17 protein-coding genes are annotated in these 23301 nt (G+C 57.9%); 6 read left to right on the top strand and 11 right to left on the bottom strand.

The window, feature by feature from the left end:
• Nucleotides 1-69 precede the first annotated feature (69 nt).
• Complete coding sequence (locus tag EY643_RS13715) at nt 70-1494, top strand: FG-GAP repeat domain-containing protein (RefSeq protein ID WP_153239766.1); 1425 nt, start codon at nt 70-72, stop codon at nt 1492-1494.
• Here EY643_RS13715 and EY643_RS13710 read toward each other — a convergent pair.
• Together EY643_RS13710 and EY643_RS13705 are read right to left on the bottom strand one after the other, a co-directional pair.
• Nucleotides 1475-4732 carry a mechanosensitive ion channel domain-containing protein gene (locus EY643_RS13710; RefSeq protein WP_153239765.1) on the bottom strand — a complete coding sequence of 1086 codons (3258 nt, stop codon included), beginning with the start codon at nt 4730-4732 and terminating at the stop codon, nt 1475-1477. The genes EY643_RS13715 and EY643_RS13710 overlap by 20 nt on opposite strands.
• A gap of 72 nt (nt 4733-4804) precedes the next feature.
• A complete protein-coding gene (locus tag EY643_RS13705) occupies nt 4805-7618 on the bottom strand; it encodes a DUF885 family protein (protein ID WP_205743070.1) in 2814 nt (937 codons plus the stop codon).
• A 173-nt stretch (nt 7619-7791) separates the two neighbouring features.
• On the opposite strand from EY643_RS13705, the gene EY643_RS13700 reads away from it, so the two are divergent.
• On the top strand, nt 7792-9156 hold the full coding sequence (locus tag EY643_RS13700; protein ID WP_153239764.1) for a wax ester/triacylglycerol synthase family O-acyltransferase: 1365 nt from the start codon (nt 7792-7794) through the stop codon (nt 9154-9156).
• Here the strand turns inward: EY643_RS13700 and EY643_RS13695 are convergent.
• Together EY643_RS13695 and EY643_RS13690 are read right to left on the bottom strand one after the other, a co-directional pair.
• Complete coding sequence (locus EY643_RS13695) at nt 9153-10685, bottom strand: acyl-CoA carboxylase subunit beta (RefSeq protein WP_153239763.1); 1533 nt, start codon at nt 10683-10685, stop codon at nt 9153-9155. The two genes, EY643_RS13700 and EY643_RS13695, sit on opposite strands and share 4 nt — an antisense overlap.
• Nucleotides 10682-11149 carry an EVE domain-containing protein gene (locus tag EY643_RS13690; RefSeq protein WP_153239762.1) on the bottom strand — a complete coding sequence of 156 codons (468 nt, stop codon included), beginning with the start codon at nt 11147-11149 and terminating at the stop codon, nt 10682-10684. The genes EY643_RS13695 and EY643_RS13690 overlap by 4 nt, the downstream gene beginning before the upstream one ends.
• Before the next feature lie 155 nt (nt 11150-11304).
• Here EY643_RS13690 and EY643_RS13685 point away from each other — a divergent pair, with 155 nt between their 5' ends.
• Complete coding sequence (locus tag EY643_RS13685; RefSeq protein WP_153239761.1) at nt 11305-12666, top strand: cytochrome P450; 1362 nt, start codon at nt 11305-11307, stop codon at nt 12664-12666.
• A 1-nt stretch (nt 12667) separates the two neighbouring features.
• Here EY643_RS13685 and EY643_RS13680 read toward each other — a convergent pair whose 3' ends face one another.
• Nucleotides 12668-13888 (bottom strand): serine hydrolase domain-containing protein, encoded by a 1221-nt coding sequence (locus tag EY643_RS13680; protein WP_153239760.1) that lies wholly within the window; start codon nt 13886-13888, stop codon nt 12668-12670.
• Nucleotides 13889-13932: 44 nt separating this feature from the next.
• Here EY643_RS13680 and EY643_RS13675 point away from each other — a divergent pair, with 44 nt between their 5' ends.
• Complete coding sequence (locus EY643_RS13675) at nt 13933-14646, top strand: YebC/PmpR family DNA-binding transcriptional regulator (protein ID WP_153239759.1); 714 nt, start codon at nt 13933-13935, stop codon at nt 14644-14646.
• Here EY643_RS13675 and EY643_RS13670 read toward each other — a convergent pair.
• Together EY643_RS13670 and EY643_RS13665 are read right to left on the bottom strand one after the other, a co-directional pair.
• Entirely contained in the window at nt 14643-16211 is a 1569-nt protein-coding gene (locus tag EY643_RS13670; protein ID WP_153239758.1) for an alpha/beta hydrolase, read from the bottom strand. The genes EY643_RS13675 and EY643_RS13670 overlap by 4 nt on opposite strands.
• Nucleotides 16212-16214: 3 nt before the next feature.
• On the bottom strand, nt 16215-16658 hold the full coding sequence (locus EY643_RS13665; RefSeq protein WP_153239757.1) for a hypothetical protein: 444 nt from the start codon (nt 16656-16658) through the stop codon (nt 16215-16217).
• Between the two features lie 41 nt (nt 16659-16699).
• Between EY643_RS13665 and EY643_RS13660 the strand changes: the two genes are divergently transcribed.
• Nucleotides 16700-18100: a DUF2868 domain-containing protein gene (locus tag EY643_RS13660; protein ID WP_153239756.1), complete on the top strand. Its 1401-nt coding sequence runs from the start codon at nt 16700-16702 to the stop codon at nt 18098-18100.
• Between the two features lies 1 nt (nt 18101).
• Entirely contained in the window at nt 18102-19520 is a 1419-nt protein-coding gene (locus EY643_RS13655) for a DUF3482 domain-containing protein (protein ID WP_153239755.1), read from the top strand.
• Here the strand turns inward: EY643_RS13655 and EY643_RS13650 are convergent.
• The 4 genes from EY643_RS13650 to EY643_RS13635 form a co-directional block, all read right to left on the bottom strand.
• Nucleotides 19517-20482, bottom strand: coding sequence for a YheT family hydrolase (locus EY643_RS13650; protein ID WP_153239754.1), 966 nt, complete (start codon nt 20480-20482; stop codon nt 19517-19519). The two genes, EY643_RS13655 and EY643_RS13650, sit on opposite strands and share 4 nt — an antisense overlap.
• A gap of 35 nt (nt 20483-20517) precedes the next feature.
• The gene (locus tag EY643_RS13645; RefSeq protein WP_153239753.1) at nt 20518-21702 is read right to left on the bottom strand and encodes a glycine C-acetyltransferase; all 1185 of its coding nucleotides are present in this window, start codon (nt 21700-21702) and stop codon (nt 20518-20520) included.
• A 2-nt stretch (nt 21703-21704) separates the two neighbouring features.
• A complete protein-coding gene (tdh, locus tag EY643_RS13640; RefSeq protein ID WP_153239752.1) occupies nt 21705-22733 on the bottom strand; it encodes an L-threonine 3-dehydrogenase in 1029 nt (342 codons plus the stop codon).
• 98 nt (nt 22734-22831) lie between these two features.
• Nucleotides 22832-23155 carry a DUF4124 domain-containing protein gene (locus tag EY643_RS13635; protein ID WP_153239751.1) on the bottom strand — a complete coding sequence of 108 codons (324 nt, stop codon included), beginning with the start codon at nt 23153-23155 and terminating at the stop codon, nt 22832-22834.
• Nucleotides 23156-23301: the final 146 nt, after the last annotated feature.

The raw sequence follows: 23301 nt of genomic DNA, 5'->3' as shown, positions 1-23301 counted from the left end.
GAACCCCGCCCCCTGAACGCCTATCATGGCGATTCATGTTCGCCGACAACACAGAATAAGGACACTGATATGTGGATTCGAATCGCTGCGCTCTACCTGGCCATCCTGGCGACTGGCGCCCAGGCCCAATCGACCATTTACAAACGACACACCATCGAAGACAGCCTCCCTGGTGCTGCCTTTGTGGTGGCAGGCAACCTGATTGGTGGCGATCGTCCGGAAATGGTGGTCTCCAGTTTTGGTGAACTGGTAGCGGGCCCGGAGGGGACTATTATCCCTGAGGCCGGCAAGCTCACCCTGTTCAAGAACGCCTCGGGTATCAACTATCCCAACGGCCCGTTGCGTCAGTGGCAGCAGATTCCGATCTTTGACGAGGCCGCCGGCATCACTTTTCCCAATCGGCCCACTCTGGCAGACGTCGATGAAGACGGGGACCTTGATGTGATCGTCCCCGGTGGTTACTTCTTCGACACGTTTGCAGGCAATTCACGCGGCTCACTCACCTGGTGGGAGAACCAGGCTGTGGGCCGGCGTTGGGTCCGTCACGATCTGCTTAGCAATAGCCCGTTCTCGTTTCACTCAGTGTTGTATGAAGATTTTACTGGTGACGGCATTGCCGACATCGTGACCACGGGTGAGGACGCGGGCGATGCCTCGGACGCTTTCGACGATGTGGTCGAAACCATGATAATCCCGGGTCTGGGGGGCGCTGAGTTCGGCGCACCAATGACCATTGGCAATGGCGGCGGCAGCCTTTTAACCGCCTATGACGTGAATGAAGACGGCCTGATGGACGTGGTGAGTCCGCAGTTCTTCGGTTTGCCGCTGGGCCAGCCTTTTATCCCTGTCGATAATCGCAATGCGGGAATCGCTTCCTTTGTGTGGTTTGAAAACATGGGCGATGGCAGCTTTCTGCACCATGCTATTGGGGTGGATCAGGGGCCGGGTTTTGCCATTGTGCCTGTTGAGAATTTGCTCGGCGACGGCGTTACCCGTTTCATCGCAGCTAATCACACCAACCAGAACGTGGCCTTCAGGCCGTTCTCAGAATACCCGGAGCCCGCGGTCTACGAGTTCACCCCAGCCGATGATCCCCGGGAGCTTTGGTCAGTGCGCACCTTGACTGGGCCTGCACATTTCCCGGTGGAGGGGCCCATAGGGCAAGCCGCACCTGGCTATCTGGGCGCCGGCGATCTTAACGGTAACGGACGTCTGGATATCGCGGTTTCCGGTGACGGCGCACGTGGCGTCTATTGGATGGAGCAGGGTGAAGACGGTAATTTTGTCACCCGTCAGTTCCCCAGTAGTGATGGCTACGGTCAGGCCGGAGGCCCTGTGATCACGGACCTTAACAACAGCGGTGTGCTTGAAGTGGTATTTGCCAGTTTTGACCAAAACGCTGTGTCTATCTGGGCTCAATGTGACCGGCGCAAACGGGTGACCGGGGGTCTGTTCGGTATGCTGGTCGACAACCTCAGCGATCCGGGTTGCTGAGCTCAATCTGGAGCGGGGCACTAGTGTCCAGATGAATATCGCGTTGCGGGAAGGCGATGACAATACCCGCTGCGGTGAACTTCTCATAGATGATAGTACGCAGCTCGGTCCACGCGCGGGGTCGGTTGTCTGAGCCGAAGCAGCGCAGCCAAAGTACCAGGGCGTTGTCGCCAAAGTCTTCGAAGGTGACAACAGGCTCTGGCTCAGCCAGGACCAGGTCGACCTCGAGCGCTGTTTCCAGCATGATGTCCATCGCCTTGCGTACGTCGCTCCCGTAGGCGACTCCCACAGGCACCACAATGCGTACGGCAGTTTCGCTCAGTGACCAGTTGATGACCTGGCCGGTTATCAATTCCTTATTGGGGATGAGGTGTTCCTTGTTGTCGAAAGTTTCGATCACCGTTGCCCGGGGATTGATTTTGCGCACTACCCCCTCAGATTGACCAACGCTGATGATGTCGCCCACGCGGACCGGCCTCTCAAACAATATGATGATGCCGCTGATGAAGTTCGCCACGATCTCCTGCAGGCCAAAACCAATACCCACCCCCAGGGCCGCTACCAGCCACTGTACCTTGCCCCATTCCCAGCCAATGGTTGAGAGAAACATGGATGCGCCGATGGCGATGACCAGGTACTGCATGAGAATGCTACTGGCGTAGCGGGCACCGGCACTGATGTTAAACCACTCGCGCATAAAGACTTCGCTGAGCGAAGGCAGGTGTCGCGTGACCAGCGCTGTCACCGTCAGGATAACGCCACTGACGAACAGGTCGAACAGGGTGATGGAGCGCAGGGCGCCATCGCTTGCAGTGCTATCGGTCACCTGCCACAGCACGGCCGAGTCCAACAGGCTCAGCGCGGGAAGCAGTGGTGACCAGATGATGTAGAGGCCGACAGCGAGGGAAATAAAGCGCCCCATCGCGAGTAATTTCCGGTGGGCTTCGGACAGTGATGAGAGATCCAGGTTGTCGTCGGTCTCTTCACTGCTTTCGTCACCTTCGTCGAGCTGATTCTTCTGCTCTTCACGTGCCTGACGCTCAATTCGGGAACGCAGAATCAACAGCCAGCGTTCCAGGACATCGCCAATCAGTTTTATTGCGCCGAGTAGAACGATGGACCGACCCAGTGCCAATAAGTAAATTTCACCCGCGAATAACAGGCCGACCAATTGCATGCCGATCACTGCCGCGGCAACCGCACTGATAACGCGGAGGGCAATGATCAGCGTGCGGTCCTCGGAGAAAATGTCCTGCTGCATCAGGCGTACGCAGAACACAATAATGCTGCCGGCGATGACCGCTGTCGCGAGGGCGCCCAGAGGGCCGCCGCTGGCCAGGGTCTCGAGATAGAATGCGGTGAGGTCGATAACGAGGGCGATGCCGACCACTGGACCCGCCCAATTGAGCTCGTTGCGTATGCTGTCGAGCATGCGAGCGTCCCACTTGAGGAATCGGCGCCCGACGCCAAGGCGCGAACACAGCAACCGGGTGAACAGCAAGGCCAATAGCACCCGCGCGGTCAGTTTTAGGGCTTCAGCCAAAGCGTCGGACAACTCGCTGGCGGGCTGGGCGGCTTTCAGCAGGTAGCCGGCGATATAGACCAGCAGGGGCCACGGCAGCACCAGCAGAACAGAGCAGATCAGGCCTGCCAGAATGTGCCAGAGGGTGGAACCACTGACAAGAATAGGGCGGCTGAGCAATTCGTTGTAAGTGGGTCGTAGGCGCCAGCGAAGCAACAGCGAAGCCAGGAACAGGATGAGCAGTGCGGATGACCAAGGTTGTTCCTGATAACCACTGCTCAACTGCCTGGGAAGCTGTTGCCAGTATCGCGGAGCGAGCAGATTCTTCAGCTGATCGGACAACATTCCAATATCGACATAGCTAAAATTGCGAACCCAGAGCAGATTTCCGAGCAAGAAACGATGAAATTCTTCTGTGCTATCGATCAATCTCGCCGTGTTGTCGTTGTTGTCCAATAGTTGGCTCAGAAGTGATGACATGCCTTTGAGGTTGTCTTCCAGTAACGCTGAGCGTTGGTCCACAAGCTCATTGACCAGATTGCGTGAGTCTTTGTCCCAGCTGGCAAGATCTGGCACAAGCACATCCAGGTACTCCTGACGTTCATTGAGCGCGCGGAAATCCTCTTCCGTATCTATCTGGGTCAGCGAGGTCGAGGCGATCAATTCATTGCGCCGCTCCATATCACGTTGCAGCTCGTCGATATCGGGCAAGCTGCTCAGGCGAGTGATCATCACGCGTCCGAGCAACTCTTTGCGGCCTGCGACATCCAGCCTGCGCTGCATAAGCGCCGCGTCCTGTTCGATAGATTCCAGCAAACGCTGCATGCTCAGGCCATTGTTGCGTGCCGTATCGGTCAGAGCCGCGGTCTGCTGAAGATGTTGTGCCAACTCGCGATTGTGCCGGGCAAAGGTCTTCAGGCGCGGGTCCTGCGTCGCCAACTGCTCCTGTAGCTGATAAGTGGTTTCCAGTTGCTGTGCTGTGGCGCTGCTGCGAGCCGCCTCAAGCGAATCGTTTAGAACCGCCAGCAGTGAATCTGCACTCTCAATAGCTTGACCAAGCCAGGTGCGTTCAGCTGCGGCAATCTGACCTCTCGAAGGTTCGCTCAATACCTCCGTTTCCAGCGCCTCTTTCTCTGCGGTGTTGGCCAGTAGTTGGGCCTGTGCCAGCAGTGCAGGTACTCGTTCTCGCGGTATTTCCGGCAGGCTTTCGCTGACAGGTGTTTGCGCCTGGCTCTGTAATTCGACCAGCCTTGTCTTAATCACTTTGCGCCGGGCGGGGAGTTCATCGACCTCTGTAAGCAGCTGTGTCCGGCGTTCGCTGAGTGCCTGACGTTCAGCGAGCAAGAGGGTAATTTGTCCTTCGAGATCCGCAGCGCTGGCATCAGTGGGGGCGGTTGGGGGTGCGTCTTCTGCAGCTTCCTGGGCGTCTTTAAGTTTCTGGTTGAAGCTGGCAGTCTGGTTGTCTGCTTCGCTCATGACCGCTTTGAACTGGGCGGTCTGCTCGCGGAACCTGTTGGCAGCTTCAAGCTGATTTTGAGCCCGATCCAGATTTGCCAATAGCGAGCTGCGATTTTCCTCGGTCAGGCTGCTATCGCTCGTAATTGCGGCCCGTTCGGCAGCAATATCATCGAGTGTCGGGGTGGCAGCGCTTACTGCCGAGACCAGCAGTAAGAGACCGGCGAGAACAATGCAGCGTATCTGCGCGGTGATCAGCATTGGGGAGACGAGTTACCGTAGTAAAGAGTTCCCACTAATAATAGACGCTGGCTGCGAGACTGTGGCGATTCCTCACGCACTCGGTGAACTCATGTTTTGCTCTATGAGGCGGTCAATCTTGGCTTCAAGTATCGATAAAGGTACTGGTCCATCTTTAAGAACTTCATCATGAAAGGCCCGGATGTCGAAGTCTTCGCCCAGAGCTGTCCTCGCTTTCTCTCGCAGTTCTACAATTTTCAGTTTGCCGATCATGTAGGCCGTGGCCTGGCCTGGTTGGGCGATATAGCGTTCGATCGCTTTGCTCGCGTCTCCGGCAGCATTGGGCGTATTTTCAATCAGGTAAGCTATCGCTTCCTCCCGGGTCCATCGCTTGCTGTGGATGCCGGTATCCACGACCAGGCGTGCAGCGCGCCACAGCTCCATTGCCAGGCGACCGAAGTCTGAGTAGGGGTCTGCATAGAAACCCATTTCCTTTGGGAGGAACTCACTGTAGAGCCCCCAGCCTTCAGTGAAAGCAGTGAATGTGGTGTGCTTCTGAAATTCGGGTACACCCTCCAGTTCCACCGAGATGGCTAGCTGCATATGGTGCCCCGGTATGCCCTCGTGGTAGGCCAGGGCTTCCATCTGGTACTTCGGCATTTGAGCCATGTTGTATAGGTTGGCATAGTAGATGCCTGGCCGGCTGCCGTCTGCCGGCGGCCGCTGGTAAAACGCTTTGCCGCCTGAACGTTCACGGAACGCTTCTACTCGCTTGACGATCATCGGCGCTTTCGGGAAAAGCCCAAATTGTTCGGGCAGTCGTGTTCGCATCACATCAATCAGACGTGTCGCCTCAGCCATATAGGCCGCGCGGCCCTCGTCAGTGGCTGGGTAGTAGAACTGTTCGTCATTTCGCATGAATTCGAAGAATGCGGCGAGGTCACCGTCGAATTCAACCTGCTCCATGACAGCCAGCATCTCCTTGTGTACACGCGCGACCTCTCTCAGACCAATATTGTGTACCTCGTCTGCGGTGAGTTCAGTGGTGGTGTACCAGCGTAGCCGCTCAGCGTAAAAAGCCTCTCCGTTTGGAAATTTCCACACACCATCATCTACGGGCGCCAGCTGGGCCTGATGCTCGAATTCCTCAATCAGCCGCTCGTAGGCCGGGTAAAGTGCTTCTAGCAGGCTGTTGCTCGCTCGGGCCAGCAAGTCTTGCTGTTGCTCATGTGATAACTCAAGCCGCTCCATTTTGGCTTTAAAGTCCGCCCAGATCGTGGAGTCATCACCCTCGGAGAAAGGCGCGCCACTGATCACATTGCGCGAGGCTTCGACCATTTTAGGGTAGGCCCAGTTCGCCAGGAACATGCCTTTTTCTTCGCGGATTCTCAGCTGCTCTATCACCTCGTCAAACCAGCGGCCTGTGTCCTGAATACGGCTGATATACGCTTCAGCGTCAGCGGCGTTTGTGACGGTATGAACATTGATCAGGTTGCTAGCAACCTGGGTGTGGGGGCCTCGGTGCTGGTGTATCACGTACTTGTGATGGCGGAAGGCATCTGAGGCGCTGCGGCGCTCCAGATCACTCCGATACAGTTGCTGTGATAGTTGCAGTTTCGAGGATAGTGCTTCGGTGTCGATGCCATCCAACACTGCCAGACGTTGTTCGCGAATGGCCTGGCTTTCCTCTTGATGAGACTCCGAAATCGAGTTCCATTTGCCGTTGTCGGTGTCCTGGCCACGATAGCTCGCTGTATAGGGCGCTCGCACCATGTCTTCGGCATAGCTTTCCGCCAGGAATTGCTCGAAGGCTTCGTCAGCGGTGCCGTCGAGGTCAGCCGATTTTATGCTGAGGTCAGTATTCTCTGCCGCAAGCGCGGTTACCAACTCGCCGTATTGTTGGAGGTCGCTGTTGCCGAGTGTCGCGGCAAAGAACTCGAGAATCAGTGCTTTACTCAGCGCGTGTTGGCGCGGTGTACTCATCGCTGGCACGTCCGGCACGGTATAGGTGCAGGGCGGCGGAGCCGTGTACGGGCCGACGCCTGTCGAGGGCTCCCTGGCCATGAGGTCGCCGTGGAAAGTCACCTCACTGGGGTCTTTGTTCAGCGCGTCGGCGAAAAACATGCAAGGCAGATGATCCGGGTTGAATCCCATCCAGCCGAAGTCGGTAAAGCCCATATGTGTACCGCCGGTGAGCTCGGCGAGTATGCGCGGTGCGCTGGAACGTTCGAAGCTGGCGACACTGGTGCTGGCGTAGTCCACCAGTAAATCTATGTCACCGTGAATGATCAGCAGCGGTAGGTCGCGAGTCTGGTAGAAATCCGGATAGAAAATATCTCCAGCACCCGGTGCGAGGCCAACGGCGGCTTGCAGGCGCGGTTCCATCAAATCCCGATCATAGCCAGCGAGGTAGGTGGTGAGCCCCCCCAAAGAAAGCCCCACCAGGCCGACCCGGTTCGGGTCGATCATGCCGCTGATGGCTGCTGGCGCTCCGGGGAGCTCGCCCAGGGCGAGATCGATAGCGCGGCTGATATCCGCAGGCTGATTTACCACGTCGTTAAGCTGCAGGTTCTCATCACCCAGATCAGTGTTGGTGCCGGGGAAACGCACTGCAGCAACCACGTAGCCATGGCTGGCCAGGTAGGTCGTCAGCCAGGTGGAATCCTCGGGATTGCCTCCAAACCCATGGGCGTATACAACCAATGGGGAATTCTGCGCTACCTGCTTGGGGTGCCAGAATACAACTTCGATTTTCCGGTCGCGCACCGTATCGGTCAGCATTACAGACTGCGGCCCAACCACGGTGTGGAGCCCAGGAGGAGTCTCGTCGTTGGCGCAAGCGGTAATAAGTAGAGCTGTGCCCAGCACAAGCAGTTTCGGCAGAAGTTTGAGCATCTTTGTTGGCACAGTAATCTCCATGGTGCGCGATACAGGCGTTTCTCTGGAACGCTCTCGGAATTTGACCGTGCAATGTATCGTATTCCGCGGCTGGAACAAAATGGCCTATTCTTGATCCAGTCGGTGCCCTCGGGCGCCTGGATGGGTTAGCGTCTGCCGGGTTGAGCTAGTGGAGATATGGCATGGAAAAATTGAGCGCTCAGGACGCGGCCTTCCTGAAAATGGAATCCAGCCACTGTGCATTCCACGTGGCTGGGTTGATGATTCTGAAGAAACCAGAGAGCGCATCTGCCGGCTATCTGCGCAGGCTGGCGGTCAAGTGCGGCAGGCTTAATGAATTGTGGTCGGCGTTTAATAAGCAACTCGCCAACCCGGGGGATCTCGCCAATGCGACCTGGATCATACCGGAGCACTTCGATCCCTCGCTCCATGTATTGCATTACGCGCTGCCCGAAGGCGGCGGTATGCAGGCGCTCATGCAATTGGTCACCCGGGCTCATGAACGCGCTCTGGATCGTACCCGTCCGCTCTGGGAGCTCCATATTATCGAAGGCCTGCCTCGCGACCGCTTTGCGATTTACTGCAAAGTACATCATGCCCTCGTGGATGGGGTGGGAGCGATGAAAATGATGGAGGGTATGTTCAGCACCTCGCCGGGCACCAGGCTACGGTTTGATAAACCTGGAACACCAATGCCAAAACGCAAACCCGGTTCGCTGTTCAAGCGTATTGGTCAGGCCAGAACCGGGCTGCTGAATCAGTATAGGGCGGTGCCAGAGCTGTCCAAACTAATTGCCCACATGGGGGCGGAGGCCATTAAAGGCAATGAAGATGTGATGCGGCTGCCGTTCAGCGCGCCGCGCACACTGTTCAATACTGAATTGGATTCGCGGCGTTCGGTCGTGTTGTGTGAATTGCCGCTGAAGCAGGTCAAGCGGTTAGGCAAACGCAGCGGTGGCTCGGTAAATGATGTATTGCTGGCGGTCTGTGGTGGTGCGCTGCGGGCGTATCTATTGGAGCAGCAAGCGCTGCCGCGCGCGTCGCTTATTGCCGGGTTGCCGGTATCACTCAAATCAGACACGCCGGGTGAGGGCAATAAGCTGAGTTACATCCTGTCGCCATTCTTCACCCAGGAAAGAGATCCTTACAAGCGCTTGCAGCGGATCATCAAAGTTACCAGCGGAGCTAAAAAGGAGATGGCGAATCTGTCCGTCACCGCGGCTGAAGACTTCTTTGCGATGGTCATGGTGCCTACGATTCTACTTTCCAACAGTGGTAATGCGACCCGCGTTCGGCCGGTGATTAACGCGATCTTTTCTAATGTTCCGGGCGCTAAAGAGAAATTGTATCTGGATGGCTCGGAGCTGGAATCGATATATCCGCTATCGGTACTCACCGACGCGATGGGCCTGAACATTACGGTGGTCAGCCACGCCAACAAGCTGTGCTTTGCCATTGCCAGTTGCCCCAAAGACCAGCCGCGGATTCACACCCTCGAAGCGCTGCTCAAAGCCAGTTACAGAGAGCTGCGCGACGCCGTCGCTTAAGCGAGAGCGCGCAGGATGGTACGCCGGCTGTCAGCGGGGTCGAACACGCCATCGATCTCGATGGCTGCGGCTGATTCCGCGGCCTTGCCTTTCTCATACATCGCATCCAACAGCTCGTTGAACAGTTTCTCCCTTGCCTGCGGGTCCTGTTCTGCTTCTAGCTCTTTCTTGAATCCCAGCTTTACTGCGCCCTCCAGGCCCATGGGGCCTGTTTCTCCCGTGGGCCATGCGCCGGTATAGAGGGGGATATGGAAACCGCCGCCCGCCATTGCCATCGCTCCCAGGCCGTAGGCCTTGCGCAGAATCAGGCAAACCAGAGGTACTTTGAGGGTTGCCCCCGCAGCGAACAATGCACTCATGCGTGTGGGTGCGCCGGCGACTTCGCTGGCAGGTCCAACCATAAACCCGGGGGTGTCGCACAGTGAGACCACTGGCAGTTGCCATTTGTCGCACAGAGCGAGGAAACGCGCGGCCTTATCAGAACCCTCGCTGTCTATTGCTCCACCTAGTACCTTGCAATCATTTGCCAGCAGCCCCAACGGGCGCCCCTCGATTCGAATGAAACCGGTGATGATCGCGCCGCCGAAGCCGCGAGTGAGTTCCGTGAATGTGCCCTCGTCAGCGATTGTCTCGATAATACCGCGCACGTCGTATGCAAAGCGGCGGTCGGCAGGCATGGCCGTGCGCAGGCTGCCCTGTTCCGCGCACGCCCAGCCCTTGACGTCTCCCTGTGCGTACTCGAGCACTTTCCTGGCCAGTGCAGTCGCTTCTTCCTCGTCCTCGGCAATCAGGTCAAGGACGCCATTGCCCTGGTGGACCTCGATGGGGCCGATTTCTTTGGGGGCGTAACTGCCCAGGCCGCCGCCTTCGATCATGGCCGGCCCGGCCATGCCGATCCAGGATGTCCGCGTGGCGATGCGCACGTCTGCGCTACCGAGGAGTGCTGCATTGCCAGCGAAGCAATAACCATTGTTCACGGCGATTGTCGGCACTTCGCTGCATAGCCGGGCCCATTCCACGAAGGACGTTACATTCAGGCCGCCACTGCCGGTGGTGACATCGGTATCTCCCGGGCGGCCTCCGCCACCCTCGGTATACATCACGGTGGGTAGCTGTCGCTCCCGGGCCACACTGATCATGCGATCAAGTTTGAGGTGGTGGTAGTAGCCCTGTGTCCCCGCCAGCACGGTGTAGTCGTTAATGATGACCGCAGCGCGGGCTGACGGCTCGCCTATCCGCTCGGCGTTGATGGTTGCGAGGCCGGTGATGACGCCATCGGCGGGGGTGTTGGTGCGCAGGTCGTCGAGTTCACGCCGGCCTCGTTGCGCTGCAACTGCCAGTTGGCCGTATTCGACGAAGGAGCCTTCGTCTACGAGGTCTGCCAGGTTTTCCCGGGCGGTCCGAAACCCGCGGGAGTGACGTCCGGCGACGGCATCCGGCCGCTGGGCATCCTCGGTGAAGGCGAGCTGTGCATTGAGTTCTTCGAGTGGAGCCAGGGTGCCATCACCCGGGCGTGACTTGTTGCTCATATGTCGGTCTCACTGGCGGCAATGACGGCGTCCCACTCCGCGGGCGTCACTGGCTGGATTGAAAGGCGCCCCTGTTTCAGCAGCATCATGTTCTCCATGCCGGGCATGGCCTTGATTTCGCCGAGCGGGACAAAGCGTGGAAATTTGCGCTCGAATACTACATCTACTCGATACCAGCGCACATTCTCGGGCGTCGCTTTTGGGTCGTAATATTTGTTCTTCTGGTCAAACTGGTCCGGATCCGGATAGGCACTCTTTGCTACGCTGGCGACACCCGCCACACCCACATGCTTGCAACTGCTGTGGTAGATAAGCACCTCGTCGCCTGCTGTGACAACGTCCCGCAGCAGGTTGCGGGCCTGATAGTTGCGGATGCCATCCCAGGGCTCCGGGGTTGTCCCCAGTGCCTGAAGGTCATCGATGCTGAAATCGTCGGGCTCGGTTTTAAATAACCAGTAAGCCATGCGCCTGCTCATGCGGTGAATCGGAGCGCTATTGTGCCTCAATGACAGGGCCACAGGTCAATCTATTGGTCCAGATCTGGCTGATTCAACGTTGCTCAAGGACGTCTACCCGCCTAAACTAATGACCATTAGTCTGACGCTGGAAGAAAACGATAATGGAATTTTCAGTACCTGATTACGTGCATCATCGGGACAACAAGAACCTCGATCACATCCCAGGGCGTTACGGTCTGCCGTTCGTTGGCGACACGTTCCGCTTTGTGCTCAAGCCTTTCGAAACCCTGGACCAGCGCTACCGTGAATACGGGCCAGTGTCGAAAATCAGTATGACGTTCCAGAAGATGGTAGTGGCACTGGGGCCAGAATTCGTCCAGCAGCTCACCCTGGATTCCAGTCAGAGTTTCTCAGCGCAGATGGGCTGGGATGGCCCCCTGGGTGACTTCTTTGCTGGCGGCCTGCTGATGAAAGACTTCGCCGAGCACAAGTTTCATCGCCGAATCATGCAGACAGCGTTTAAGGTCGATGCGATGCGGCAGTATGTCGACATCATGAATCCGATCATTGATGAGCAGGTTGCGGGCTGGAGCGATGTGGAAGGTTTCCACTTCTATCCCAATGTTAAAACCCTGCTGCTGGATGTCGGGGCCAAGGTGTTTCTCGGGCTGGATATGGAGGGCGAAGAAACTCGCACTCTGAACCAGGCTTTCCTCGATCTGAATGAGGGCCCGCTGGCGCTGATTCGCAAGGATTGGCCCGGGCTTCAATACCGTAAGGGTATGGATGGTCGCCGCGCTCTCGAGCGCTATTTCACCGAACTCGCACCCCGGCGACGCGGCCAGACAGGCACAGACATGGCGACGTTCTTCGCCAATGAAAAATCCGAAGACGGCGAGTACTTTTCCGACAAGGTCGTGGGTGACCATCTCATTTTCTTGCTCCTGGCGGCGCACGATACAACCACCAGCGCGCTGACAATGGCCAGTTACTACCTTGCCAACGACCAGGCCTGGCAGGATCGTCTCCGCGAGGAAGTTGCGACACTGGGGCGGCAGGGTTTGAGCTACGACGACCTCGGCTCAAACGTTACCGACCTGGATCACTGCTTCAAGGAAACCCTCAGGCTCAATCCACCTGTGCCCATGTATCAGCGCCGCACGGTGAAGGAAGTGGAATTGGGTGGTTACACGCTGGCACCGCACACACTGGTGCAGACCTCCCCCTTGTACACGATGCGGATGAAGGAGTGGTGGCAGGACCCACACAGTTTCGACCCGGATAGATTTGCCCGAAATGAGCACAAGCAACACTCATTCCTCTGGGCGCCCTTTGGCGGCGGAGCACACAAATGTATCGGCCTGCATTTTGCTGACATGCTGTTTAAGTGCACCATGGCTCAGGTGCTGACACGTTACCGCATCCGCTTCGCAAAAGAGGGGCAGTTCCCGGCGAAAATCCAGCACTTCCCCTTCGCCAAGCCAATGGACGATTTGCCGCTGGTGCTCGAGCCACTCAGCTGACTCAATCGGTCAGGGACTGTGCCAGGTCCTGCAAATAGTCGATATTGGCCAGCTTGTGCGCGGGCTCAAAGTTCCTTGCGTTCGCAGCCAGGCGGACGATAACGACCCGATTGCCAGGATGTACGTAGATACTCTGGCCCCAGATGCCGCGCGCAAGGAAATCGCCGTCCCAGTCTCGCGGTGTCCACCACTGGTACTGATAGCCTGAGGTATTTGACGAACCGGGGTTTTTACCCGGCATCAGGTGAGGCTCGTCTGGCGTGACAGCGGCTTTCACCCAGCTGGCAGGTACGATCTGTTTGTCTCCCCGTTTGCCATGGTCGAGATATAGCAGCCCCAGTTTGGCGTAGTCACGCGCGGTGGCCGCCAGCCCTCCCATGGCGAACTCATGCCCCTGGGCGTCCAGCATCCATAGCCCCTGACTTTCCATGCCGAGGGGATGCCACAGTTTTTCCTGCATGTAGTCGGTCATGGTCTCGCCGGTTGTACGCGCCAGTAGCAAGCCCAGTAGCTGCGTATTGATACTTGCGTAGTGGTTGAACTTCCCGGGCGCCTGAGCTCGCCCGAGGGTGTTGATGTACTCCAGATAGCTCATCGGCGGCACCATGGCCGTCATGCGATTGATGTCAGAGTTCGGGTCAGTATAGGTTTCGTTAAAGCGCACGCCGGAAGACATCTGCAATATATGCTTAACAGTGACGTCGTCGAATGTGGCGCTGGTCAGCTCCGGAAGGTATTTCCTGATAGGGTCGTCCAGGCTTTCGATAGCGCCCTCTGCCAGGGCGATACCGACCAGCGTCGAGGTGAAAGATTTGGCCACTGAAAAGGAAATATGCAGGCTGTCTGCGGTGTCACCGTGTCCATAGTGCTCGTAGATTACCTTGCCATCGTGAATCACCAGCAGAGAGGACGTGCCCGAATGCTCGACAAAGGCGTTCACATCCATGGGTTCACCGTCCATCTCGCCGACAAAACGCAGTGATGCCGAGTTTTCACCCAGCTTCCAGGGTTGTGGTGAGGCGGTCATCGCCGAGGTGGGGACAAAGCGTTCCATGTGACGGAAGTTCTCATAGCGATCGCCGCTAAACAGCGCCATCACGCCGGTGGCCTCGCTGTCGCTGGCGGTGCCACCGATGGTGACCCCCTGGGCGAACGAGAGGGGGGCGAGTGCGGTAATTATCGCCGCCGAAAGCGCCTGTATTACACGGTTTGTTTTTATCACTGACTTCTCCTTGTATAATCGCTCCTTTTTCAGGAGCCAAACCCATGGGCAGAGCCTACCAGAATCGCAAGGAATCCATGGCCAAGACCTCGGACCAGAAGGCCCGAGTCTATAGCAAGCACGCTCGCGTGATCTACGTGACTGCCAAACAAGGGGGCGTTGACCCGGATGGCAATCTCGCACTGCGCAGTGCTATCGACCGCGCCAAGCGCGATCAAGTGCCGGCCCATGTGGTCGACAAGGCCATCGACAAAGCCAAGGGAAGCTCTGGCGAAGACTTCGCGCCGGCCCGTTATGAGGGTTTCGGTCCCGGTGGCTGTATGGTCATTGTCGACTGTCTCACTGATAACCCCAATCGCACCATCGGCGATGTCCGAGTGTGCTTCACCAAGACCAAAGCAAAACTCGGTACTCCCGGCAGTGTTAGCCACTCCTTCGACCACAGCGCGATCTTTGTTTTTGCCGGTGATGATGAAGAGGCCGCACTGGAAGCGCTGATGATGGCGGATGCAGATGTGGAAGACATCGAGTGTGAAGACGGCAAGATTACTGTATTCGCCCCTCATACTGAGTTCGCCAAGGTACGCGAGGCGTTGACGGAAGCTTTTGACGGCATCGAGTTCGAGGTGGAGGAAATCCAGTTTGTACCGCGCGAGACGGCGTCAATCTCAGCCGAGGATGAGCCCATGTTCGAGAAATTTATCGACATGCTTAACGATGTCGAAGACGTGCAGAAGGTCTACCACAACGTCGGCTAATCTGGGCGCGCCAGTGCCCATTCACGCAGTGCTTCAAGCGAGTACTGCTCTGCCTCGGGGAGTGCCTCGACTGCCTTTGCAAAAGCACCTCCGTCACGCTTGATCTGCTCATCCAGAAATGCGGTGACCAGCTGGGTTGTCAGGGCTACAGTTCGTTCTGGCGACAAGGCTCCTGTGGCAGTAATGCCGCGCGCAGTAGCGCCGCGAGCAAACCAGGTGCTATCGCTGAAGCTCTGGTGACGCATACCTTTGATCTCCACCCTCTCCACCAGGCCAGTGAGGCCTGCGTCCTGATTTTTTTCATAGACCGTGTCGCGTGGATTGCGGATGCCGTGCATCCGTGCCTCGGCGAACTGGGGGATACGCGAAAAATCCTGCTGCAGGGACAGTGCGGGCATACGCACAGTGGCGTTCACCAGCTCAGGGTCAAAATTGGCACCGTCGATGTTGATCGCCGCCCGGCAACGGGAATCCCTGTGACAGGCAGCCACAGAGGCGGTGCCGCCAAAAGAAGTTCCGGCGAACGCCAGATCCTGTAGCGCCAGATCGGGAAGCAGCTTCATCGCATCGGCAGGCAGTTGATTTGCGAATAGCTGGTCAGCCAGAAAGCCGATATCCGCCATCCATGTAGCGTGGCTGCGATGCATTCCCTCGGGTGCGAGCCGCACCCAGTTGAACTGCTCTGTGTCGCGCCAGAGGGTGTCGAAAAAATGCTCTTCAATTGGAGGAGGGAGTTGTTCACCCACGCGTTTTTTCTGGTGATGCCGCTTGGACATACTGGCTAAGGTTTCTTTGGCGATCGGGTGCACACTGCCATCCGGATATACCACGGCGGACATGTCGCCCGGATGAGTGAGGCTGAAGACCACATAGCCGTGGCTGGCCAGGTGCGTGTGGAGGATGGTGCTGCTGGCTACATGGGAGCTGAAGCCATTGCTGCGAATGACAACAGGGAAGCGCCCACTCGCTGCGCTGACCCGCCGGTAGGTGTGTGTGGGTATGTGCTGTAAGTGCTTGTTGAGCACGCCCGGCTCACCCAGGGCAGTCTCGCCGCTGGCGACGGCTTCTGCCTCCTGGGCGGTCATATAGGGCTCGACATTGGCCGTGACGTCAGAGTCGGCAGGGTAGTAGGCCCGGACCAGTAACTTGCGTGGACTACTGTGTGGCGCTCCCTGCAGGCCCGGACGTGACTCGTCTTCAATGACGAAATCGACAACCCCAACCTGAAAACTGCCATCCGGGTGCGGCAGGGATCTGATCGGTGCCGACCAGTTCACGTAGCCAGCCAGCGCTGCGCAAGAAAGCGTGCCGAGCACAAGGCAGTAGCGGGCAACTGGAGCAAGTTGCCAGCCTCTGGATTTGCACAAGCCGAGAACTGCGAGGCACAGCGCCGCCCATATCGCGCCGATGCCGGCCTGCCATAGTCCGAGAAGCACACCGAACCCTGTTGTCACCAATGTCATCAGCAAGATGATTATCGGCGCGTTTCGGTTCGATCCTGGTGCAAGCAACAACAGGCTGGCACACAGCAGCAGCGCGGGGCCTGCCCAAAAAAGGATTTCCATAGCTTATTCCCAGCTCAGTCGGGTGAGTTTCCAGTCGCCGTCGAAGTTCTGCCACCGGCCTGTTACTTGATATAGGCGCGCTGAATCTGGAATCAACCCCCGACCGCCGGCGAGCGCGACCATGGCGCTTGAGGTCGCGAGAGCATCCTCGTAGGCGTCGATTTCCACGTCTACCTGCGACACCAGAATATCGACATTGCGATAGCGCAGGAAATACACGCCGAGCATGCGCTTGGCGTCGTCTCTTGTTACGTCTCCGCTGCCCTGCTTGCCGCCGGTGAAAGATTCCGCAAGATGCTCTAGGAAGTCACCTGGGCTGCGCTCAGACAGGGCCGATTCCATCGCCATGATGTTGGCCCGGATTTGTGTTTCAGGGCCCACTGGCTCAGAGCAGCCCGCCAGCGAACCCAGCAGAAACAAACAAGCGAGAAGAAGTCGTCGGCGCATAAAATGATTCATCGTCCAAAAGCGTGTCGGATTAATCTATCATGTGGCTCTACTCAGTAAAAAGAGAACTGCCGATGGCAGCAGAGGGCAGCTCGCCTCGATTACAGGATCTATACGCGCTCGGAGAACAGATGGCCGCTGACCGCGAGGACTCGCTGGCCGAATTGCGGCGTCGCGATCACGAGATAGGGCAGGATTGCCTGGCACAGGATGATGCCGGGCGGCTGTTGTACTGGTTGCGCTGCGTGCATCCTGGTGATCGTGAGACATCCGGAGGCATTCGCGCAGAGACGATGGCGGTCGCTCTGCGTCTGTCAGCCCTGCTTTTTGGTGCGCTTGCCATGGCTGGTTTCCTGCTGGCGAGTAAGCAAGCACTGGTCAATGTATTGCTATTCTTGCTGGTATTCGTTGTCCTGCAACTGCTCGCTTCGCTTGTCGCCGCTATTACCATGATGCGCTCCCTGCGCGGCAGCCCTCCGGCGGTGTCGCCACTGAATCCCGCCCGCCTGATCACTCGCCGTGCGCTTCCTGATGCGCGTTATCTAAGCGAGAACAGCGGTGCTGTGCGTTTGCTGCTACTGCGCTATGGGCAGGAGTTCGGCGCTTTGTTTACCGCCGGTGCAATGGTGGCTTTATTCGGCCTGGCTACGGTCACAGGTTTCGGTTTCGTCTGGGGTTCCACGTTTGCCCTGGGAGACGAGTGGATGGTTGCACTGACCGGAGCGCTGGCCACGCCGTGGCAGGGGTGGTTGCCGGCGACCCCCTTAACGCCCGAAGTCATCAGTGCTACGCGTTACTACGCTTCCGCATCCGACCTCAGCCTGCTCACCGAGGAGAGCAGGGCAGGGTGGTGGTGGTTCCTGTTCATGTGCATGGCTTGCTATGCGCTGTTACCTCGTTTGGTGCTCTGGGTATTTTCGCGTGTAGCGTACCGCCGTGAATTGCAGCGCGCCTTTGTAGCAGCTCCCGGTGCGGCAGCAGTGCTGTCGCGGATGCGCGCGCCTGCGGTGCGCACGCAGGCGCTGGAAAAAGACGTTGTGAGTGATTCGATTGTGGACGATATCGATGAAGGTGTGATGTTACTCAACTGGGCCCAGGCTGTGTCGACGGACCAGGTTGAGCAGTTGCCGCTGCTGGCACGGGTGCCCTCGGATAATCGACTGGAAGCAGGATTAGGCGCACCGACGGAGGACACCGCAGCTATTGAAGTTGTGAATGCTTACCGGCCTGAGTTGTTGCTCATTTCGGTAAAAGCCTGGGAGCCGCCCATGGCGGATCTGGCGGATGTGCTCGCGCAGTTAAATGGCGTGCCTCAGGCCGCGCTGTGTCTGGTGCCATTGGCCGGGCGCGAGGTGTCAGAGCACGATATGGAAGAGTGGCTGGCTTTTGCCCATGAACTGGATGTTCCGGCCCTGCGATGTGAAGCATTGAGGTGGGGCTGATATGAGTATTCAAGAGCCAAGTATTCCGGCCTTTGCCGTCGTCGGGCGGCCCAATAAGGGTAAGTCGTCCATCGTTGCAACGCTTGCCCGCGACGACAGTGTGCATATTGCAGCGAAGGCGGGGTCAACGCGTATGATGCGCCGATTCCCGATGCGCATTGACGGTGAAACCCTCTATGAACTGGTGGACACGCCGGGGATTCAGCGCGCTCGCTCGGTGCTGGCCTGGTTGCAGGCGCATAATGATAATGCCGCCTCCCGCCCAGACACCGTGCGCGCGTTTCTCGACGCCCATGCGGAAGATCCCCAGTACCAGCACGAATGTCAGGCGCTGGCGCCGATTATGGACGGTGCGGGCATTATCTATGTGGTGGATGGCTCCTGCCCCTTTGGCGCTGACTATGAAGCTGAGATGGAGATTCTACGTTGGACCGGCAGGCCCAGCCTGGCCCTGATCAATCCTATCGACAGCACTGACTATGTGCAGGAGTGGACGACCGGGCTCGGGCAGTATTTTCAGACGGTGCGCGCCTTTGATGCCCACCGTGCGGAGCACCGCAAGCAGCTGGAGTTGCTGGAATTATTTGGGCATCTGGATCCGGAGTGGCAACAACCCTTGAAGCGGGCAGTTGAGATTCTGGAGGCAGACCGCAGAGCGCAGCATGAGGGCGCAGCTTATCTGGTTTGCGATTTAATTCTGGAGGCGCTCACTTACAGTGCGAGGCAGAAGCTTCCCGAGGGGGCGCCGGAAGATCCGGTCAAAGCTATCCTGTTCAAACAGTACGTGCACCACCTCGGAGCCTCCGAGCGCCGCTGCCGGCGCCAGGTGGAGGAACTGTTCTATTACACTGACCTGCAAACATCTGAAGAGCGGCTCGCGTTGGAAAGCGACGATCTGTTCAATCAGGAAAACTGGTATCTGTGGGGCTTGAGCAAGCGGCAACTATTGTTTGCGGCAACCTCGGCCGGCGGAGTTGTTGGTGGCGGTGCCGGCGTGGTGATTGATGGTGCAACGGGCGGCCTGACAGGTGGCCTGGGTACATTGATTTCGGGTGTAGGTGGAGCGCTTGCCGCTCGCAGTCAGGTAAAAAAACACGCAGACGATATCGCCCAGTGGAAAGTGAGTGGCATTCCCAGTGGCGGCACTGAATTGGCCTACGGCCCTTCACGTAATGCAAATTTTCCTTTCGTGGTCATGGGCAGGGCCATGCAGCACCACCGCTTGATAAGCCAGCGCACGCATGCAGTGCGCGAGACGCTCAAGCTGGATGATCCAGCGCTGGAATGGTTGAGCGACAAGGAACGGCGCAAACTGGCGCGGGCCTTCGACGACATCCGCAATGATCGCAAGGCCGATCAGCGGCGGGTAGAGCTTGCCCAGATGTTGGGCGAGTGGTGTCTCGCTGTCGACTCAGCCTAGCGCAAAAGTTCCAGCAGCCGCTGGTCAATCCAGCCGTCCAGCTTCCAGTTCATTAGAAAACCACAGTGGCCGCCGTGGCGCGGCGTTTCGATCGAAAGCGCCGGCGAGTTTGCGAGGTCTTTGAGATCGTCGCAGGGAATCATGGGGTCATCCTGACTGAGGATGATATGACTGGGTACGCGCAAGTTTTCCAGCGTGCTGCCGGTCAGGGCGTAGGCCTGATAGTAGCTGCGCGAGTCATCGTAAGCGGTGTAATTAGGCACGAAGTAGTCGTTCATATCCCCGAGTGTTTGCAGCTCCAGCAGCGTGTTGCCGTAGCCCAGCTCTGGATAGTGTTTCAGTTTGATTTTCAGGGAGCGCTTCCAACGATGCACAAAGTAGCGGTGGTAGATAGCGCTGCCATTCTCTATTTCGATCATGGTGCGCCAAGGGTCGAGCACGGGGCATACACCCACCACACGATCGAGATTCAAGCCGAACTCATGTGCCCTGGCAGCGACGCGCAGGGAAAAATTACCGCCTAGTGAATGCCCTGACAGGAAGTGCTTGTCATGGGGGTAGAGGCGTAAAATTTCCGCGATAGCGTCAATCACTTCACGCAAGCGGGTGGAGTTGTATAGTTCCGGATTTAGTGCATGACTTGGGCCGTGGTCGCGCAGGTGCAGGCGGAAGACGCTGAAGCCGGCGCGATGCAGGGTAAAGGCATTTGAGAGTTGATAGCTGGATTCAGCATCCCCTTCCCAGCCGTGCAGTAGAATTGCCAGCCCACGCTCCGGGTTCGGATTGGGGTTGTACAGACCATGCAATCGAATACCGTCGCTGCACTGGAGTATCACGTCCTGTGCTTCTGCCTGGAGCTGGCGTGTGCGCCTTGCCAGGGGCCAGGCCCGCAGTGGCGTGCTCGAAATCAGCGTCTGTACGTGCGGGTTGCGCAGCACCGGAGGCGGGTTGAATGTGCTCATAGCGTTTGCAAAGTGGGGCAGGCCGTCAGCACGGCCTAGTCCAATGCGGTCCTGGCTCTGGCGAAGGCCTCGATGGCGAATTCCAGATCGTCATTGGACAGGGCAGCGGACATCTGGGTGCGTATGCGAGCCTTGCCCTTGGGAACAACCGGAAACGAGAAGGCGGTCACATAGACACCCTGGGCCAGTATTGCTTCGGCAAATTTGGCTGCCCTGGCCGCGTCGTGGAGCATCACTGGAACGATCGGGTGTTCTCCCGGTAGCAACTCGAAACCGAGCTTTTCCAGACCTTCACGGAATACCGTCGTGTTCTGCTGCAGGCGCTCGCGCAATTGCGGCGACTCGGACACCAGATCGATGGCCTTGAGCGCACCTGCCACCACCGGCGGCGCTACCGTGTTGGAGAACAGGTAGGGACGCGAGCGCTGGCGCAACAGGTCAACCACCTCTTGTCGGGCGGCAGTATAGCCACCAGAGGCCCCGCCAAGCGCTTTGCCCAGCGTGCCGGTGATGATGTCCACCCGGTCCATGCAGCCGCGCAACTCGTGGGTGCCGCGTCCGCCCGCGCCGACAAAGCCAGTGGCGTGGCAGTCGTCGAAGTGCACCAGTGCCTTGTATTTGTCCGCCAGGTTACAGACCTCGTCCAGGCGGGCGATATAACCGTCCATTGAGAACACACCATCGGTAGTGATGAGCTTGAACCTTGCGCCGGCGGCATCAGCAGCCTTGAGTTGTGCTTCGAGGTCTGCCATATCGTTGTTTTTGTAGCGATATCGCTGAGCTTTGGACAGCCGTACACCGTCGATGATGGAGGCGTGGTTCAGTTCGTCCGAGATCACTGCATCCTCGGCTCCCAGCAGGGTCTCGAACAGGCCGCCATTGGCGTCGAAGCACGACGGGTACAAGATGGTGTCCTCGGTGCCAAGGAACTCGCTGAGTTTCTCCTCGAGTTGCTTGTGCAGGGTCTGGGTGCCGCAGATAAAGCGCACCGACGCCATCCCGTAGCCCCAGTCCTCTAGCCCCTGAGCCGCCGCGGCATTTACCTCGGGGTGCTGAGCCAGGCCGAGGTAGTTGTTGGCGCAGAGGTTAAGTACCTCGCCCTCGCGTACACCGACATGGGCGCCCTGTGGGGTCGTAATCTGGCGCTCGTGCTTGTATAGCCCGGCCTCTTCAATCCCTTGTAACTCACTGGCAAGGTGTTCCTGAAAACGGTCGTACACGTTTATTCCTCCCAGTTAAGGATGACCTTGGAGGCCTCCCCACTGTTCATGACGTCGAAGCCGTGCTGAAAATCGCTGTAGGGCAGCCGGTGAGTGATCACCGGTGATATATCCAGCCCGGAGTCGATCATTACCGACATTTTGTACCAGGTTTCATACATCTCCCTGCCATAGATACCTTTCAGGGTGAGCATATTGAAGATCACCTTGTTCCAGTCGATGGCGGTATCTTCGCCGGGAATGCCGAGAATCGAAATTTTGCCGCCGTGACACATGCTGTCGATCATGTCATTGAAGGCCTGGGCGTTGCCCGACATTTCCAGGCCGACATCGAAACCCTCGTACATACCCAGTTCTCTTTGCACATCGGCGATGCTCTCTTGCGCGACGTTCACTGTGCGCGTGGCGCCCAGTGCCCTGGCGCGGTCCAGACGCGATTCGATTACATCGGTGATCACCACATGGCGGGCGCCAGCATGCTTGCACACCGCCGCGGCCATCGCACCAATCGGGCCTGCGCCGGTAATCAGCACATCTTCGCCCAGCAGATCGAACTGCAAGGCGGTGTGGGTGGCGTTGCCGAACGGGTCGAACAGTGCCGCCACGTCCAGATCGATGCCGGGAGTGTGCTCCCACACATTGGACATGGGCAGGGCAACGTATTCGGCAAATGAGCCGGGGCGGTCTACACCAATGCCGGAGGTCTGGTTGCAAAGGTGGCGGCGGCCTGCCATGCAGTTGCGGCAGCGGCCGCAAACCACGTGCCCTTCGCCCGAGACGATCTGTCCGGGGTGGAAGTCGTTGACATTGGCGCCGACGTCAACAATTTCGCCGACGAATTCGTGGCCCACCACCATGGGTACTGGAATGGTTTTCTGGGCCCAGGCGTCCCAGTTATAGATGTGCATATCCGTGCCGCAGATCGCGGTGCGCTTAACCTTGATAAGTACATCGTTGATGCCCAGTTCGGGCTCGGGCACATCTTCCAGCCAGATGCCCTCACGAGCTTCCTTCTTGACCAGTGCTTTCATTGTGTGTGTTCCGGGTAGACCAAAGGGCGAATTCTAGTCTAAAACCCGCGGCGAGGCTCGTCTCGGGTACGAAACTGGGGAGTGGAGGGGGTGGGAGCCTAACTGTCGGCGCCGAGGAGACCGTTGCCGCTGATCGAGGTGGCTACCGCGGGATCATCTTTGAAGTTCTCGCGGCCGGAAACTGTGGTGTCGATATGGCTGGTCCAGGTGGCATTCTGGCGGCGCTGGTTGGCGATGCCATCGCCAAAATTGGTGGTCTGCACCTTGACCTTGTCGCCTCTTGCCTTGGAGGGGCAGGCGCGGTCAGTGAAGGTTTTCTTGCCAGTGTCAGGGTCGACACACATGTAAACGCCAGCAAGCGCAGACTGGGCTGTTACCAGGCTGCCGAGCAACAAAAGTGCTGTAAGTACTGTGCGTTTCATTAGAGTGCTCCCTAATACTAGCTTTTCATAGGAGATTAGGAGGGTGGTCAACAGGGGTCCAGAAGAAGTTGGTGATTTCTCCAGAAAGTGCAAAAAGTGTGATTGAGGTCCGCAATGGTGTAGAGGGGTGCACCAGATTGGTGCGA

This window comes from Halioglobus maricola, assembly GCF_009388985.1.
Taxonomy (GTDB): Bacteria; Pseudomonadota; Gammaproteobacteria; order Pseudomonadales; family Halieaceae; genus Halioglobus; species Halioglobus maricola.
This window is presented reverse-complemented; position numbering and strand designations above follow the sequence as displayed.